15 protein-coding genes are annotated in these 15,880 nt (G+C 73.5%); 6 read left to right on the forward strand and 9 right to left on the reverse strand.

Features of this window, described 5'->3' with window-relative positions:
• The first annotated feature begins 57 nt into the window (after positions 1–57).
• Positions 58–822 carry an MIP/aquaporin family protein gene (locus tag ABH937_RS00130; RefSeq protein ID WP_370216692.1) on the forward strand — a complete coding sequence of 255 codons (765 nt, stop codon included), beginning with the start codon at positions 58–60 and terminating at the stop codon, positions 820–822.
• A 37-nt stretch (positions 823–859) separates the two neighbouring features.
• Here the strand turns inward: ABH937_RS00130 and ABH937_RS00135 are convergent, their stop codons facing one another.
• Positions 860–1,558 carry a CBS domain-containing protein gene (locus ABH937_RS00135; RefSeq protein ID WP_280693405.1) on the reverse strand — a complete coding sequence of 233 codons (699 nt, stop codon included), beginning with the start codon at positions 1,556–1,558 and terminating at the stop codon, positions 860–862.
• A 161-nt stretch (positions 1,559–1,719) separates the two neighbouring features.
• Here ABH937_RS00135 and ABH937_RS00140 point away from each other — a divergent pair, with 161 nt between their 5' ends.
• Together ABH937_RS00140 and ABH937_RS00145 are read left to right on the forward strand one after the other, a co-directional pair.
• Positions 1,720–2,109, forward strand: a complete 390-nt coding sequence (locus tag ABH937_RS00140) for a DUF302 domain-containing protein (protein WP_280693404.1) — start codon at positions 1,720–1,722, stop codon at positions 2,107–2,109.
• A gap of 52 nt (positions 2,110–2,161) precedes the next feature.
• Entirely contained in the window at positions 2,162–3,052 is an 891-nt protein-coding gene (locus ABH937_RS00145) for a universal stress protein (protein WP_280693403.1), read from the forward strand.
• An 86-nt stretch (positions 3,053–3,138) separates the two neighbouring features.
• On the opposite strand, the gene ABH937_RS00150 is transcribed toward ABH937_RS00145, so the two are convergent.
• Entirely contained in the window at positions 3,139–5,880 is a 2,742-nt protein-coding gene (locus ABH937_RS00150; RefSeq protein WP_280693402.1) for a GNAT family N-acetyltransferase, read from the reverse strand.
• Between the two features lie 179 nt (positions 5,881–6,059).
• Between ABH937_RS00150 and ABH937_RS00155 the strand changes: the two genes are divergently transcribed.
• Positions 6,060–6,392, forward strand: coding sequence for a helix-turn-helix domain-containing protein (locus ABH937_RS00155; RefSeq protein ID WP_280693401.1), 333 nt, complete (start codon positions 6,060–6,062; stop codon positions 6,390–6,392).
• Positions 6,389–8,773 carry a glycoside hydrolase family 65 protein gene (locus tag ABH937_RS00160; protein WP_370216694.1) on the forward strand — a complete coding sequence of 795 codons (2,385 nt, stop codon included), beginning with the start codon at positions 6,389–6,391 and terminating at the stop codon, positions 8,771–8,773. Before ABH937_RS00155 ends, ABH937_RS00160 begins: the two co-directional genes overlap by 4 nt.
• Before the next feature lie 224 nt (positions 8,774–8,997).
• Here ABH937_RS00160 and ABH937_RS00165 read toward each other — a convergent pair whose 3' ends face one another.
• The 5 genes from ABH937_RS00165 to ABH937_RS00185 are packed head-to-tail and all read right to left on the reverse strand — an operon-like array spanning position 8,998 to position 13,534.
• Positions 8,998–10,377, reverse strand: a complete 1,380-nt coding sequence (locus tag ABH937_RS00165; protein WP_370216695.1) for a Ni/Fe hydrogenase subunit alpha — start codon at positions 10,375–10,377, stop codon at positions 8,998–9,000.
• Positions 10,374–11,156 (reverse strand): oxidoreductase, encoded by a 783-nt coding sequence (locus tag ABH937_RS00170; RefSeq protein WP_280693398.1) that lies wholly within the window; start codon positions 11,154–11,156, stop codon positions 10,374–10,376. Before ABH937_RS00170 ends, ABH937_RS00165 begins: the two co-directional genes overlap by 4 nt.
• Before the next feature lies 1 nt (position 11,157).
• Positions 11,158–11,952 (reverse strand): FAD/NAD(P)-binding protein, encoded by a 795-nt coding sequence (locus ABH937_RS00175; protein ID WP_280693397.1) that lies wholly within the window; start codon positions 11,950–11,952, stop codon positions 11,158–11,160.
• On the reverse strand, positions 11,949–12,395 hold the full coding sequence (locus ABH937_RS00180) for a cyclic nucleotide-binding domain-containing protein (protein ID WP_280693396.1): 447 nt from the start codon (positions 12,393–12,395) through the stop codon (positions 11,949–11,951). Before ABH937_RS00180 ends, ABH937_RS00175 begins: the two co-directional genes overlap by 4 nt.
• Positions 12,392–13,534 carry a 4Fe-4S dicluster domain-containing protein gene (locus tag ABH937_RS00185; RefSeq protein ID WP_280693395.1) on the reverse strand — a complete coding sequence of 381 codons (1,143 nt, stop codon included), beginning with the start codon at positions 13,532–13,534 and terminating at the stop codon, positions 12,392–12,394. The genes ABH937_RS00180 and ABH937_RS00185 overlap by 4 nt, the downstream gene beginning before the upstream one ends.
• Before the next feature lie 171 nt (positions 13,535–13,705).
• Here ABH937_RS00185 and ABH937_RS00190 point away from each other — a divergent pair, with 171 nt between their 5' ends.
• A complete protein-coding gene (locus ABH937_RS00190; RefSeq protein ID WP_280693394.1) occupies positions 13,706–14,236 on the forward strand; it encodes a hydrogenase maturation protease in 531 nt (176 codons plus the stop codon).
• Positions 14,237–14,336: 100 nt separating this feature from the next.
• On the opposite strand, the gene ABH937_RS00195 is transcribed toward ABH937_RS00190, so the two are convergent.
• Complete coding sequence (locus ABH937_RS00195) at positions 14,337–14,864, reverse strand: hypothetical protein (RefSeq protein ID WP_280693393.1); 528 nt, start codon at positions 14,862–14,864, stop codon at positions 14,337–14,339.
• 133 nt (positions 14,865–14,997) lie between these two features.
• Positions 14,998–15,468 carry a hypothetical protein gene (locus tag ABH937_RS00200; RefSeq protein ID WP_280693391.1) on the reverse strand — a complete coding sequence of 157 codons (471 nt, stop codon included), beginning with the start codon at positions 15,466–15,468 and terminating at the stop codon, positions 14,998–15,000.
• Positions 15,469–15,880: the final 412 nt, after the last annotated feature.

Genomic DNA, 15,880 nt, shown 5'->3' on the forward strand with positions numbered 1-15,880 from the left:
GATTCTGCGCGCCTTCGGGCCACCGTGCGCGCATGGTGGAGGACGGAGGTGGACGAGATGGCCGTAGACCGGCAGACGCGCACGCGGCGGCTGGTCGCCGAGGGAGTGGGTACCTTCTTCCTGGTCCTGGTCGCCGCCGGCGCGGGCGTCGTCGATGCCGTCACCGGCGGCCGGGTCACACCGGCGGCCCAGGCCATCGCACCTGGCTTGATGGTCCTCGCCCTCATCTACACCCTCGGCGTGACCTCCGGTGCCCACCTCAATCCGGCGGTGACGCTGGCGTTCGCCGCGCGCGGCCACTTCCCGTGGCGGCGGGTACCGGCCTACCTCGGCGCGCAGCTGCTCGGGGCCGTCACGGCGGCAGCGGTGCTGCGGGCCCTGTTCGGCACCGTGGGCCAGTTGGGGGCCAGCCGGCCGGGGCCCGGCGTCGGTGCGGGCGCGGCCTTCGGCCTGGAAGTGCTGCTGTCGCTCGGCCTGATGACCGTCATCCTCGGCACCTCCACCGGAGCGCGGAACATCGGCCACAACTCGGCCATCGCGATCGGCGGCTACATCGCGCTGGCCGGGCTGTGGGCCGGACCCGCCTCGGGGGCGTCGATGAACCCGGCGCGGAGCCTGGCCCCGGTGCTGCTCGGCGGGCAGGGCGGCCCGCTGTGGATCTACCTGCTCGGGCCACTGATCGGCGCCGGCCTCGCGGTGCCACTGGCCTGGCTGCTGCGCGGCCCGCCCAGCCCGGCGGCCACCCAGGCCGCGCAAGGCACCGACCTGGACGGCGGCCAGGGCACGGGCAGCACACATACACCTGGTGGTGGGACCACATGATCCGATGCCGGGTGGGTGCCTCACACCGTGTGCTCGGTCAGCGCTGCCCGGTGCCGAAGGCATGCGGATGCTCCACTTGGAGCTGCATGTCGTCCTCGCTCCAGTCCAGGGTCTGGTGGACCGCCACCACGCCGTCCACCGCCCGGCACAGCTGCTCCGCGATCGGGATCAGGCTCTTTCGCGGGAGGCGACCGGTCAGCGTGACCACCCCGTCGTGCACGGCTACGCGCACGTCACCGGGGGCCAGCCACAGCGTCTGGCCGAGCACGTCGTGGTTGATCTCCTCACGGATCGCCGAGTCGTGCCGCAGGAACACCTGCAGCAGGTCGCTGCGGCTGACGATGCCGACCAGCCGGCCCACCTCGTCCACCACCGGCAAGCGCTTGACCTTGTGCTTGTCCATCGCCCGGGCCGCCTCGGCGATGGTCCAGCCGGCGCGGGCGGTGACGGCCGGGCTGGTCATCAGGCCACCGGCCGTCTCCGCCTCGGCGCGAGCCCGGTCGTGCGCGTCCAGCCAGCGGCCCGGATCGCGGCCCTCGGGATCGGGCAGCACCGCCTCCTTGCGGATCAGGTCGGCCTCGGAGACCACGCCGATCGGACGGCCCTGGTCGTCGACGACCGGGATGGCGGTGACGTCGTTGCGGTGGAACAGCGCCGCGACCTCCTTGAACGGTGTGTCGGGCCGCGCCGTGACGACCTCCCGGGTCATCACCTCGTGGACACTGCGGTGCTGCATGGTCCTCACTCCTCACAGCTCTGGTTTCCCACCACCACTGTGCGCCCGCCCGGCCGCACTCCCCAGGGCCGTTCGGCCCCCGCACCGGGGCCGGCCCGGCCATGACATCAGGGGAGCGCGGGCTCACGATGGAAGGGCGCTCCCCAGCATCGGAGACGATCATGGACTACGGAATCAGCGTCTGGCTCGACGTCTCGTTCAATGACGCGGTCGAGCGCGTGCGCGCCGCGCTCGCCGCAGAGGGGTTCGGCGTCCTGACCGAGATCGACGTGCGGGCGACGCTGCGGGCCAAGCTCGGCGAGGCGATGGAGGACTACCTGATCCTCGGCGCCTGCAACCCCCCGCTCGCTCACCGTGCCCTCGGCGTCGACCGCCGGATCGGCCTGCTCCTGCCGTGCAACGTCGTGGTGCGCTCCGCCGACGGCGGAACGGTGGTGGAGGCCATGGACCCGCAGGTGATGGTCCAGGTCAGCGGCCAGGCGGAGCTGACACCCGTGGCCGACGAGGCCGCCGCCCGGCTGCGTTCGGCGCTGGACGCCCTGCACGAGTGAGGAAGCCGGGAGGACCTGCGCCCCGAGGCCGGAGTGAGACCGGAGGATCACCGTGAGCAGACTGATCATCGCCGGATTCGACGTGTCGACCGAGAGCACGGCCGCCACCGACTGGGCCGCGCGCGAAGCACGGCGGCGCGGGTTGCCGCTGGAGCTCATCCAGGCCTGGCCCGGGTCGCCGAGCAGGCCCCTGGGCACCGGGCAGGCCGAGCGCTGGGGGCGCCAGCGGCTGGCTGATCAGGCGGACGCCATCCGCGCCCGCTTCCCCGAACTCGACGTGCGGGCGGCGTACGTTCCGGACGACCCGGTGGCCGTACTGGAGGCAGCGGCCGACCGGGCCACGATGCTGGTGCTCGGCTCTCGCGGGCTCGGCACGCTGCGCGGTTTCGTCGTCGGCTCGGTGAGCCAGCAGGTGCTAGGCCGGGCCAACTGCCCGGTCGTCCTGGTCCGGGCCGAACCCGCGGCGGCCGCCCCTGGTCGCCAAGCCGACGAACCACCGCCGGCCGCCACCGGGGAGCCGGGCGTCACCGTGGGGCTGGACCTGGAGCACCCCTACGAGAAGGCGCTCGCCTTCGCCTTCGAGGCCGCCTCGCTGCACCGGGTCCCGCTGACCGCAGTGCGCGTCTGGGAACCGCCGCCCGGCAGCGAGTACCTGACGTTCGGCGCGATCGCGAGCATGGACGAGGAGTTGGAGGCCGACGAACGGCGCCGCCTGGACGCGGCGCTCGCCCCCTGGCGTGAGCGCTACCCCGACCTGCCGGCGGCGACCGAACTGCTCCGCGGCCACGCCGGCATCGCCCTGGTGGAGGCCGCCGCGCACGCGGGGCTGCTGGTCATCGGCGCCCGCCACCGCAGCAGTCCGCTGGGGGCGCACCTGGGGCCGGTGGCCCACGCGGTGATCCACCACGTGCGATGCCCGGTCGCGGTCGTCCCGTTCAGCTGACCCACGCTCGGTCAGCCGCCCCAGCGGACCACCGAGGCCGGGATCGGCGAAGGACTCGGTGGAAGTGCCGTCGAGCACGCCGCGGTTCATGGCTCTCGCTCCTGAGCGGCGGCCGGGCGGCGCAGCCGTCGCAGGTACGGGTCGAAGGCGGGCCGCGGTTCCAGGCGGACCCGGGCGTCCACGCAGAGCAGTCCGCCCGGGCGGGCGATCAGCGGGTTGAGGTCGACCTCGGCCAGCTGCGGGAGGTCGGTGGCCAGCCGGGAGAGTCCGGCGAGCACCCGGCGCAGGGCAGTCAGGTCGACCGGCGGTGTGCCGGGGCGGCCCAGGAGCAGCGGGGCGGAGCGCAGTTCGGTGACCATGGTGGTCAGGTCGCGTTCGGTGAGCGGGGCGAGCCGGGCCGTGCGGTCGTCCAGCAGGTCGGTGGCGGTGCCGCCCAGACCGAGCATGACCAGCGGCCCGAAGACCTGGTCCTGGACGACGCCGGCGAGCAGTTCGAGCCCGGGGGCGGCCATCGGCTGCACCACGACACCGGCCATCGACTCGCCGAAGCGCGCCTCGAACTCGCGGTAGGCGGCGCGGACCTCGTCGGTGCCGCCGAGTCCGGTGCGCACGGCGTCGGCCGCGCTCTTGTGGAGCTGATCGGGCCAGTACGCCTTGAGCACCGACTTGCCCTCGTGGCCGAGTTGACCCAGCGTCCGGGCGGCGAGCAGCACGTCGTGCTCGCCGCGTGTCCAGATCGAGGTGGTGAGCGGCAGGTCGTAGCAGTCGAGCAGGTCGGCCGTCTGCTTCGGGTCGAGCCAACCGCCCCGCGGGTAGTCGGTGAGGAAGGCTGCCGCCAGGTGCCGGGCCACGGCGGTGTCGGCGGTGTCGGGCACCGCGGCGGCGGTGGGCGGCTCGGCGAGCCAGCGCGCGCGGTCCCGGGCGTGGGCGAGGGCTCGGGCGGCGCTGGCCGGATCGGCGTAGGCGGGGAGCCGGTCACCGTCCGTACAGGTCAGATACCGCACGGGCGCCTCCTGGTCGGGCAGCACGGCCAGCACCGGTACCCGCCGCCGGGCGGGCTCCGAGCGCAACGCCCGGTGCGGATCCTGCTCGCCTCCCGCGCCCAGCGCGGTCGGCACGATCGACACCAGCACCGCGTCGATCGACCGGCACTTCGTCAGTACTCGTATGCAGCGGGCGAGTTCAGCCGCTGCGACGGAGGCCGTGGTGTCCACCGGATTGCTCACCCCGGCGCCGTCCGGCAGCAGCTCCCGCAGCTCGGCGGCCGTGGCGGCGGGAAGCTCCGGCAGGCTCAGTCCGGCATCGGCGCAGGCGTCGGCGGCCAGGATGCCGATCCCACCGGCGTTGGAGACCACCGCGACCGCTCCCCGGGTGCCGGGCAGCGGTTGGGCGTGCAGCAGCGCGGCGGTCTCGACGAGTTCGGCGATGCTGCGGGTGGCGGTGATGCCCGCCTGGCGGAAGAGTGCCTCGCGGGTCACCGTCGGGGTGGCCGCGGCCGCGGTGTGCGAGGCGGCGCCACGGCGCCCGGCCGCCGAGCGTCCGGCGTCGACGGTGAGCACCGGCAGGCGGCGGGTGACCCGGCGGGCGGTGCGGGAGAAGGCACGTGGGTTGCCGAAGGACTCCAGGTGCAGCAGCGCCAGGTCGGTGCGGCCGTCACCCTCCCACCACTGCAGCAGGTCGTTGCCGCTGACGTCGTACTTGTCACCGAGCGAGACGAAGCTGGAGACGCCGATCCCGAGACGGGCCAACTGCCCCAGCAGCGCGATGCCGACGCCCCCGGACTGCACCGCGACCCCGGCCGTGCCGGGCCGGGCGGCAGCACCGCCGAACTCGGCGTCCAGCCGCACGGCCGGGTCCAGCTGCGCGATGCCCAGGCTGTTCGGGCCGACCAGCCGCATGCTGTGCCGGCGGCAGGCGTGCATCAGTTGCCTCGCCTGGTCGGCGTCCAGGCCGGCGGTGAGCACCACCAGCGCACGGACCCCGGCGACCCCGCACTCCTCGGCCGCGCCGGGCACCACTGCCGCCGGCACCGCCAGCACGGCGAGGTCGGGCGCGGCGGGCAGGGCGGCGAGCGACGGGTAGGCGGGCGCGTCCGCGATCCGCTCCGCGTAGGGGTTGACCGCCCACAGGTCCCCGGTGAACCCGTTGCCGCGGATCTTCAGCAGCACCGCCTGTCCGACCGAACCCGGCCGTCGGGAGGCGCCGACGACGGCGACCGAGCGCGGGCGCAGCAGCGCCGCGAGGCTGGCCACGTCAGCGGCCCGGCCGCGCTGCTCGACGGCCTCCTGGTAGTGCTCGGCCTCCTCGTTCAGGGGAACCAGGACCCTGACCTCGCCCTGCTCGAAGCGGCGGTGGACAGGCAGCCCGAGGTCGGTGAAGAGCCGGTGCACCGCGCGGTTGTCGGCGAGCGTGTCGGCTTCGAACGTGGCGATGCCGCGCTCGCGGGCGGCATGGACCAGGTGCTCGATGAGCAGGGTTCCGGCGCCACGGTGCTGCCAGGCGTCCGCGACGGCCAGCGCGAGCTCCGCGGTCTCGGGGTGGCCCTCCACCGGCTCGCAGTCCGCCTCCCCGACCAGCTCGCCGTCCACCCAGGCTCCGAGCGCCAGCAGCTCGGGTTGATGCCCGCCGCACAGCCGGTCGGCGGCCAGTTGCGGTGCGCGGCGGCTGGCGCCGAAGAACCGCAGCCGGCGGCTTCCCTCGGACATCCGCTCGCCGTGCAGATCGAGCACGGCGGCGTGGTCGCCCGGGCGCAGCGGGCGGATCGTGGCGGTGGTCCCGTCGGCCAGCAGCGCCTCAACGGCGTGCGGCAGGTACTGGACGGTGGACATCTCGGCTCCCTCGATCGGTCCCTGCCTCCACACTCCTGCCGAACGTCGCCTGCGGACAGGGCCGGACGGCCCTCCCCGAAGAGCCCGGCCGGCCCTCGCGACACCCGCCGATCCGGCCGACGATGAAGGGAACGAGCCTCGCTGAGAGGGCATGAGAGGGCAGGTGACGGGAGATGTTCATGAACTCCGAGCAGCGCGATCCCGCCCGAGCGGGCCCCGCCGAGGTCCGCCCGGGACATCCTGGAGACCTCGGCCGCCGGGTCACCCAGCGCCGCGAGAAGCTCGGCCTCAGCCGAGCCCGGCTGGCGGCCGAGGCCGGGCTTTCCGCCTCCTGCCTCGCGTACCTGGAGTCCTCCCCCGGCGTGGTCGAGCTGGCGACGCTCACCCGGCTGGCGAATGCTCTCAGCACCACGGTCTGGTTCCTGCTCGGCGTCAGCACCGACCCGCTGGCCGGCCAGCCCCTGCCCACTGTCACCGGGCGACCGGTCCGCACGCCCGACCCGCTGCCGTGAACGACCCGGACCGGCCGGACGACGCCTGGCACCTGCGCTTCGAGGGCTTCGAGGCGGCCGAGGAGGGCGTGCGCGAGGTGCTGTGCGCGGTGGGCAACGGCTACCTGGTCAGCCGGGCCGCCGCGCCCGAGTCGTCGGCGGACGGTGTGCACTACCCCGGCACCTACCTGGCCGGCGTCTACGACCGGGCCGTCTCGGTCGGCGGCGGCCGCACCGTCGAGAACGAGGACCTGGTCAACTGCCCGAACTGGCAGGCCTTCACCTTCCGCCCCGCCGACGGCGAGTGGTTCACCGGCCCGCCGGACGAACAACGGCTCGAGCTCGACCTGCGCCGGGGCGTGCTGACCCGGCACGCGCTGGTCGTCGACCGGGACGGGCGCCGCACCCGCCTGCTACAGCGCCGCATCGCCAGCCAGGCCCAGCCCCACCTGGTCGTGCTGGAGACCGAGCTGACGGCGGAGAACTGGTCCGGCCCGCTCGAAGTCCGCTCCGCCCTGGACGGCACCGTCGCCAACACCGGGGTCGCCCGCTACCAGGGTCTGACCAGCCGTCACCTCGCCCCCGCTGGGCAGGGGTTGAAAGAGGAGGGCACGCTGTGGCTCCAGGTCACCACCGCGGGCTCAGCCCTGCACATCGCAGTCGCCGCCCGCGCCCGCGCCACCCCGCCCGCGACGCACCGCTCCACCGAGCTGCGCGAGGGCTGGGCTGCCGAGCTGCTCACGCTGGACCTCACCGAGGGCCGCCCCGTCACCGTCGAGAAGACCGTGGCGGTGTACACCTCCCGCGACCCCGCCATCGAAGCGCCCCTGCCGGCAGCCCAGCGCCTGGCCGCCCGAGCCCCCGACTTCGACCACCTGCTGCACGAACACGGCCTGCGCTGGGCCGAACTGTGGCGGCGCTGCCGGATCGAGGCCGACTTCGACGGCGAACTCGCCCTCCACCTGAACCTGTTCCACCTCCTGCAGACCTACTCCGAGAACTCGGTGGACCTGGATGTCGGCATCCCCGCCCGGGGCCTGCACGGCGAGGGCTACCGCGGCCACGTCTTCTGGGACGAGCTGTTCGTCCTGCGCCTGCTCAACCTGCGCTTCCCCGAACTGGCCCGCGCCGTGATCGGCTACCGCCACCGCCGCCTGGACGCCGCCCGGCAGACCGCCCGCGAGGCCGGCCTGCGCGGCGCGATGTACCCGTGGCAGAGCGCGAGCGACGGCCGCGAGGAGTCCCAGCAGTTGCACCTCAACCCGCTCTCCGGCCGCTGGCTCCCGGACCACAGCCGCCTGCAGCGACACGTCGGCTCGGCCGTCGCCTACAACATCTGGCAGCACTACCAGGCCACCGGCGACCTCGACTTCCTCGCCACCACCGGCGCCGAGATGCTGCTGGAGATCGCGCGCTTCTGGTCCGCCCTCGCCGCTCACGACCCGGCCCGCGAGCGGTACTCGATCCGCGGCGTGCTCGGCCCCGACGAGTACCACGACGCCTACCCCTGGGCCGACCAGCCCGGCCTGGACGACAACGCCTACACCAACGTCCTCGCCTCCTGGGTACTGGCCCGCGCCCTGGACACCGTCGAACTCCTGCCCGACTACCGGCGGGACGAACTGCTGGAACGCCTGGCGATCGACCGGGCCGAGCTCGACCGCTGGCAGGAGGTCGGCCGCCGCCTGCACGTCCCGTTCCACGCGGGCGTGATCAGCCAGTTCGAGGGCTACGAGCGGCTGGCCGAACTGGACTGGACGGCCTACCGGCGGCGCTACCCGGACCTGAGGCGCCTCGACCGGATCCTGGAGGCCGAAGGCGACAGCGTCAACCGCTACCAGGCGTCCAAGCAGGCGGACGTCCTGATGCTCTGCTACCTCTTCTCCCCGCGTGAACTGCGCGACCTGCTGCGCCGACTCGGCTACCGGGCCGGACACGAACTGCTGCGCCACACCACCGACTACTACCTGCGCCGCACCGTCCACGGTTCGACCCTCAGCGCGGTCGTGCACGCCTGGGTCCTCACCCGCGCCGACCGCCGAAGGTCCTGGCGGTTCTTCCGCGACGCCCTGCGCAGCGACCTGCTCGACCTCCAGCACGGCACCACCGCCGAGGGCGTCCACCTGGGCGCGATGGCCGGCGCCGTCGACCTCCTCCAGCGCTGCTACACCGGCCTGGAGATCCGCGAGGACACCCTGTGGCTGGACCCGCGCCTGCCCTCCGCCCTCGGCCGCCTAGAACTCGACCTGCGCTACCGGGGCCACTGGGGCGTACGGATCACCGTCGACCGCCACACCGCCACCGTGAGCCTCCCCGAGAGCCATCAGCCGCCGATCCAGGTCGCCGTGCGGGGCTCGACGACGGCGATCCACCCCGGTGAGAGCCGCAGCTTCACGCTCTGACGGCTGCTCGTGCCGACCCGCGTGCCGGACCCCGAGCAAGTCGACGCCGAAGCCCACCGCGCCGAACTCGATCACCGGAGCCCGATCCGCCACGGGACTACTCCTGCTCGCCGGCGCGCAGTTCCTCGCCCACCTGGTGGGCCCAGCGCCGGAAGGCCTCCGAATCGCGGAAGGGCCGCTCGCCCCATGTCGTGGGGACCGAGCCGCCCCTTCCATGCCGGGCTTCAGGAGCCGCTTTCGCCCCGCTCGACGGTGAGGTCGAGGAAGTGGGCCGAGCAGGAGATGCACGGATCGTGGTTGCGGATCGCCCGTTCGCACAGGGCGGTCAACTCCGCGTCGCCGGGATCGCCGGCCCGCAGCCGGTCCCGCACGATCCGGCGCAGGTCCTCCTCGATCGCCCCCTGGTTCTGCGCGGTGGGCGGGACCAGGACGGCGTCGGTGACCGTGCCGTCCTCGTCGAGGGTGTAGCGGTGGTAGAGCAGGCCTCGCGGCGCCTCGGTGGCGCCGTGGCCCGTACCGGCCCGCGCGGGCACGTCGACATACGGGCGCGGTGCGGGTTCGTAGGCGTCGATGATGCGCACTGCCTCGTCGAGGGCGTGGAGCACCTCGACCGCGCGGACGACGATGCTGCGGAAGGGGTTTCGGCAGACGGTGCCCTGCCGGGGGTCGCCGAGTCCGGCGTCCTGGGCGGCCTGGAGGGCGATCGGGGAGAGCCAGCGGCCGCTGATCGCGTAGCGGGCGAGCGTGCCGGTCAGGTGGCGGCGTCCGTCCAGCCGGGAGTGCAGCGCGGTGGAGTGGGGCACCTGGCGTTCCACGACGTGGCCGCCGAACGTGTGGAGTTCGAAGGTGCGGATGGGCAGCGCCCGGTCGGAGCCGGCGGGCAGGCCCGCGGTGGTCGGGGCGGGCATGACCGCCGGGGTGCCGGACTCGATGGCGTAGGTGCCCGGTTCGGCCAGCGCGAGCAGGTCGTGGTCGCAGCCGGCGTCGGGAAACTCGAAGCCGGCCACCCAGCGCACGGTCTCCTGCGCGTCGTCCCGGGCCCGGCGCAACTTCTCGGCCAGTGGCCGCAGTTCGGCCACGCTCGGGATCCGGTGGAAGCCGCCGAGCCGGACGTTGACCGGGTGGATGGCCCGGCCGCCGAGCAGTTCGACGATCGCGTTGCCGGTTTGCTTGAGTCGCAGGCCGCGCTCCACGTCGGCGCGCCGGGTGCGGGCCAGCTCGACGGCGCCGGCGCAGCCGAGGAAGTCCGGCGCGTGGAGCAGGTGGACGTGCAGCGTCTGGCTCTCGATCCACTCGCCGCAGTACAGCAGCCTGCGCAGCGCTGCCAGTTGCCCGTCCACGGTGACGCCGCAGGCGTCCTCGAGTGCTCGGCAGGCGCTCAACTGGTAGGCGACCGGGCAGATCCCGCAGATCCGGGAGGTGATGTCGGGCGGCTCGGTGTAGGAGCGTCCGCGCAGGAACGCCTCGAAGAAGCGCGGGGGTTCGTAGATCGCCAGCCGGGCCTCGGTGACCTCGCCGCCGTCCACGAGCAGGTGCAGCGCGCTCTCGCCCTCGACTCGGGCGAGCGATCCGACGTGCAGCACCCGGGAGCCGCGGTGGGTCACTGGTCGAGTTCCTTCCGGGAGGCGTCGTCGAACTCCGGGGCGGCCGTGTTGAAGGTTCGCAGCACCCGCACGATGTCCAGGGTGTCCATGCCGTCGCGGCGCAGCAGCGGGATGAAGGAGGGGAAGTTGGTGGAGTCGGACGGACCGAAGCAGCCGTAGCAGCCCCGCCCGTACGCGGGGCAGAGCGCGCCGCATCCGGCGTGGGTGACCGGGCCCAGGCAGGGCGTGCCGTGCGCCACCGTGACGCAGGTCGTGCCGCGCTGCTTGCACTCGAAGCAGACGCTGTGCGCGGGCACGTCCGGTCTGCGCCCGGCCAGGTAGGCGGTGATGACCTCCACGAGCTGGCCACGGTCGATCGGGCAGCCCCGCAGTTCGAAGTCGACGGCGACGTGCGCGCTGATCGGCGTGGAGGTGGCGAGCGTGTCGATGTAGTCCGGCCGGGCGTAGACGACGGCCTGGAACTCGGCGACGTCCGCGTAGTTGCGCAGCGCCTGGACGCCGCCGGCGGTCGCGCAGGCGCCGATGGTCACCAGCCGCTTGGAGACGGCGCGGACGTGCTGGATCCGCTCGGCGTCCTGCGGTGTGGTCACCGAGCCCTCCACCAGCGACAGGTCGAACGGGCCGGGATCGGTCGCGCTGGACGCCTCCAGGAAGTGGGAGATCTCGATCCGCTCGGCGATGCCGAGGAGTTCGTCCTCGCAGTCGAGCAGCGTGAGCTGGCAGCCGTCGCAGGAGGCGAACTTCCACACGGCGAGCTTCGGGCGATCGCTGGCGGTCATGTCACAGCTCCCGGACCATGAGGAGGGGTCGGGCACGGGCCCAGGTGACGACCGGGCCGTCACGGCAGAGCAGCAACGGGCCCAGCTGGCAGTGGCCGCAGTGGCCGGTCGCGCAGTGCATGGTGCGCTCCAGCGAGACCCGGATCCGGTCCGGGTCGACGCCTCGGTGCACCAGCTCACCGGCGGTGGCCCGGATCATCGGCTCGGGGCCGCAGATGAACGCCGCCGTGCCCGGCGGGTCGAAAGCGGCACGGTCGAGCAGGGTCGTCACGACGCCGACCTCGCCCCGCCACCGCGCGTCGGGCCGGTCCACGGTGGTCAACGCCGCAGGCCAGCCGCCGACCTCCGCGGCGTACAGCAGCTCGCGGGGCTCGCGCGCGCCGATCAGGACGTTCAGCCGCCCGTACCGCCCGGGGGCGGCGAGCGCCTCGCACACCAGCGGGCGCAGCGGCGCCAGCCCGATGCCGCCGGCCACCACCAGCAGGTCGAGCCCGGCCGCGCCGGCCAGCTGCCAGCCGGTACCGAACGGGCCGCGCACCGCGACGCTCGCACCGGGGCGCAGCGCGTGCAGCGCACCGGAGATCGCCCCGACCGCGCGCACCGTGTGCGTCAGCCGCAGGCCGTCGATCGCGCAGACCGACAGCGGGATGTCGCCGACGCCGAAGGCGTACACCATCGCGAACTGCCCCGGCGCGAAAGGCCGCAGGGCCTGGCGGACCGGTTCCAGGGTGAGGGTGGCGGTGTCGTGGGTCTCGACCGCGCGGTCCACCACCCGGTACGGCAGGGGAACGGTCATGCGGGCGGCCCGTACAGGTCGAGCAGGCGGGTACGGGTGGCCTTCAGCCGACGGGCGATCACCTGGGCGACGCAGTGGGTCACCGCCAGGCCGAAGGCGGGATCCGCCGCGCAGGCGGCACGCACCCGCTGCGCGTCGAACTCGGACGCCGACACGGCGGCGCGGGTCAGAGCGCCCAGCTGCCAGTGGTAGGGCTCGAACAGCCAGGACCAGCCGAGCAGATCACCCTCGCCGAGGGTCTCCACGACGGCCGCGCGCCGACCCGGAACATGGACGTCGAGCGCGACGAGGCCGGAGCGGACGATCCAGAACCGGTCGGCGACGCCGTCCTCCTCGAAGATCCGGGTGCCTGCGGGGAACGAGACGTCCTGGGCGAACGCGAGCAGGCGGTCACCGTGACCGGGCGCCAGTGCGCCGAGGAAGCCATGCCTGCCGGCGGTCACGGCGTTCCCTTCCGGTCGGCGCCCTCGCGTTCGCGGTTCAGCGCGTGGGCCTCCTCGGTGATGTCGATGCCGACCGGGCACCACACGATGCAGCGACCGCAGCCCACGCACCCCGAGCTGCCGAACTGGTCGTACCAGGTGCCGAGCTTGTGGGTGGCCCACTGCCGGTAGCGGCTGTGCGAGGAGTCGCGGACCGGGCCCGTCGGCAGGTGGGAGAAGTCCCGGTCGAAGCAGGACTCCCAGCGCCGCCAGCGCTCGGCGTGGTCGCCGGTGAGGTCGGTGACGTCCTCCGCCGTGGTGCAGAAGCAGGTCGGACAGACCATCGTGCAGTTGCCGCAGGTCAGGCAGCGGGCCGCGACGTCGTCCCAGCGCTCGGCCGTGAGGCTCTCGCGCATCAGCACCTGCAGGTCCACCAGCGGCATGCTGCGGCCCATCCGGTCCGCCGCCTCGGCGACCCGCTCCTGGGCGGCGGTCCTGGTGGCGGTGTCGGCGGCCCGGCGCGGTAGCTCGGCCAGCACCGCCTCCCCCTGTTCGCTGCCGGCCCGCACGAGGAAGCGGTGGCCGTCCGCGTCGAGCACCTCGGTCAGCGCCAGGTCGTAGCCAGGGCCCACGGCCGGCCCGGTCCCCATGGACACGCAGAAGCAGGTGGCGCCCGGTTCGGTGCACTCCACCGCCACCAGGAAGGCCCGCTCCCGCCGCCCGCGGTAGGCGGGATCGGTGTACAACCCGCCGGTCAGCACCCGGTCCTGGATCGCGATGGCCCGCAGGTCGCAGGGGCGCACCCCGAGGAACGCGTACGAGGGGGCCGGCGTCCGGTCCTCGGTCACCACCAGCTCACCGTCGGCGTCCCGGTCAGCGCTCCACTGCCGCTCGCGCGGCGGGTGCAGGAAGGTCTTCCAGGACTGCGGGCCCGCGCTGTGCGCGAACGCGGCGCCGTCCTCGCGGGCGCGCAGCCGATAGCTGCCGGCCGCCAGCTCGACGCCCCAGCCGTAGGGCAGATCGTCGCCGCCGGAGATCTCGGCCAGCACGATCGCCCCGTCGCGGACCGTCGGCCCCACGACCGTTCGGCCGCGCGCGACGAGCACCGCGATCAGCGTGTCCAGCCCGCCTTTGTCGATCACCGCTGCGCCGTCCGCCACCGTCGACCTCCCGCGCCCGCGCTGCTGTCCGGGCCAGTATCGGCAGCGGTCCGCCGTCGGGGTGGAAGGACTGGCCCGGTTCTGCTCCAGGTGGCCCTGTCTGTGACCCGTGCGGCCCACGTGACACCCGCGAGCGACTGACCGGCACGACAGCCGGGGAGAGCGAGGCACATGAACCTCGCGTCGCGGATCGTCGTCATCGGTGTCGGCAACGAGTACCGCCGCGACGACGGGGTGGGCCGGACCGTCGTGGCCCGACTGGCCGAACGGGCCGTGGCCCGGCCGCTGCCGGACGGCACCACACTCCGGGTGTGCGACGGGGACCCGGCCCGGCTGCTCACCCTGTGGGAGGCCGCCGACCTGGCCGTGGTGGTGGACGCCGCGCACGCGCACCCCGGACATCCGGGTCGGGTACACCGCCTGGAACTAGGCAGTGAACGCCTTTCCCCCTCCGACGGCCCGACGAGCTCCCACGGACTCGGCCTCGGCGAAGCCGTCGAACTCGCCCGCGCCCTGGACCGCCTCCCGGGAACACTCGTCGTCTACGCCGTCGAGGGAGCGAACACCACCATGGGCACCGGCCTGTCGGCACCCGTCGCGGCCGCCGTGGATCCACTGGTCGCTCGGATCGCCGACGACCTGCGCGCGGCCACGGCGGACACCTCGACCCGGGCGGCGGCCGGACCGGCGGCCACCGCGTGAGGCCGGGCCTGCTCGCGCCTGCCCCGGTGCCGCACCGAGGCAGGCGCAACGCACGTGCGTCGGTACGGCGTTGTGCGAGGACGGTCGACGCCGGGAGTCGCTACGGCGTGGTGCTGAGTGTCAGGATCTGTCCGGGGGCGGAGCTGCACCCCGCCAGGTCGAACAGTGGGCCCGGGTATCCGTTCGGCGTCGGGTACACCTGGATGCAGTCGGCGGTGGGGTAGCCGGACGTGCCAGGGGCGACGAACTGGTACCGGTTACCACCCGTGCCGACCGGGTGGAGTGTCCATTCGGTGTAGCTGCTGCAGGCCGCCTGCCGGACGCCCAGGCGGTACTTCTCGATGCACAGACCATTGGCCTGGCTGACGATCTGGTAGGTCGCGGTCGTGCCGGTGACCGCCTGGAAGGCGAAGTTCTGGGTCGTGGACCCGTTGCAGGCGTGGCCGTAGGTGTCGAGGAAGTAGTGAGCGGGGTCGGTCGTGCTGGTGTCCAGACAGGTGTTCTGCGCTGCCGAGTAGATGGTGCTGATCGGCGCTGCCTGCGCGGCGGCCGCCTGGGGGACCACGATCGCGCCCGCGCCCGCGGCCGCGGCTGCTGTCGCCGCGATGAGGAGGGACTTGCTGATCACGAGGAGTTCTCCTGTTCCCCGCCCGCCGTCGGTTCGCGAGCGGCTCGTACCCGCCGGCCCGTCGGCCGGCACCGGCGTCCGTCGTCGAGCTGCCGCGGTGCCGCTGGTGACGATCGCCACCGTGCCGGTTCGGTCAGCGGGTGGTGGAACTGCTGGGCACACGCCGTCCCACGGCGGCCTGCGTCGTCCTGAGGGCAGCCAGCAGGATGGTGGCGGCCGTGATCAGGAGGGTGCCCTCCACGGCGACGCTGATGAGGCCGAGGGGTTCGGTCCAGTTGCCCTTGTCGTCGCTGTAGTCGGGCAGGCCGGGGCCCCGGGAGAGGATGAAGCCGAGCAGCGGGCCGAGGGCGACTCCCGCGGCGAGCAGCCAGTCGACGGGGTAGGCGTCGCGGGGCACGCGTCGCCGGGTGCCGGCGAGGAGCAGTACCGCGCAGAGCACGCCGGTGGCCTCCAGCAGGTAGTAGCCGATGCCGACGTAGTGCGGTGTCTTGTCGCCGGGGAAGCCTCCCTGGTCCTGGACGTGGATCCAGGACACCGCGAGGCAGAGCAGCGCGGCGACCACTCTGGGGAGTAAGCGGGCACGGTCGAGCGAGGGCATGGACATCAGAGCCTCCGGGGCAAGAGCGCGTCGGACAGCCGCTGGGAGCGGACTTGGCGCTGTGCCTTCAATGCTGACGAGATGTCAGCTGAGTTGCCATGTTCCTGACCTCTGAGGATCCTCTGAGTCCCGCCCTGGCCGGGGGCCAGCGTGGCGAGCGAAGAGGCTGCGGTCCCCCGGAGGATGGCTGTGACGACTCGTGCCGGAGGTCCTGACGGCATGTCCTTCCTCGACCAGCTGTATCCGCACCCGGAGCCGGCGGGTCACTCGGCCCACCGGGTGAAGCGCGGTAGCGCCTCGACCACGACGGAACACCCACACGCGACACTCAGCCGTGGGCGCTACGCCGAAGGCCTGACGAAGCCTCACCGCCGTGGTGCGCTCCCTTCGGCCGGTGCTTTCGGGTTCCGGCCCGGGA

The sequence above is a fragment of the Kitasatospora sp. GAS1066B genome (assembly GCF_041262605.1).
Classification (GTDB): Bacteria; Actinomycetota; Actinomycetes; order Streptomycetales; family Streptomycetaceae; genus Kitasatospora.